Source organism: Vibrio sp. 10N.222.55.C7, assembly GCF_041473335.1.
Classification (GTDB): Bacteria; Pseudomonadota; Gammaproteobacteria; order Enterobacterales; family Vibrionaceae; genus Vibrio; species Vibrio crassostreae_C.
This window is the reverse complement of record NZ_JBFRSC010000141.1, coordinates 1-572: the sequence shown is the minus strand read 5'-3', so window position 1 is coordinate 572 and position 572 is coordinate 1. Positions and strand designations below refer to the sequence as shown.

General features: G+C 38.1%; 1 tRNA gene and 1 pseudogene. Both read left to right on the top strand.

The features are described from left to right. The first annotated feature begins 100 nt into the window (after positions 1-100). A tRNA-Ser gene (locus AB4482_RS23070) sits at positions 101-191 on the top strand. Between the two features lie 89 nt (positions 192-280). Then, positions 281-572, top strand: a pseudogene (locus AB4482_RS23065) (integrase); the annotation flags it as partial.

Here is a 572-nt window from a genome sequence, read left to right as displayed (position 1 = left end):
TTATTTTCACTTTTTTGAAAGGTGAAGACAAAAGGTATCGTTACTTGCATTAGCAAATAACAACCTCAACAGTGTACTAATCTGTTGATGACAATTTGTTGGAGGGATGGCTGAGTGGTCGAAAGCACCGGTCTTGAAAACCGGCAACCGTTAATAGCGGTTCTAGGGTTCAAATCCCTATCCCTCCACCACTATTCTTTACGCATTAAGCCCTTGATTTTCAAGGGCTTTTTCGTATCTAAAGTACTGCAAATCACTTTCATGACAATGAGGTGAGACAATGTACTTACAAAAAGCACCAAATGGTGTATATCAAACCCGTATTTGCATCCCTAAGCTTCTACGTAAAGCTGGTTATCCATTTGATATCAAAGTTAGCCTGTTAACAAAAGAACGCTCTGAAGCGATTGAGCGCAATTTTACTATTGCACACTGTATCAAGTCTGCAATCAGCCAAATAGAAACTTCAAACCCTCCCACTTTCTCATTATTCAAAGTAAATTTGAATAAACACATTGACGCTATTCGCAATAACTTTAAATCAGTCTCCAAACTTATACCAATCCGGAAAA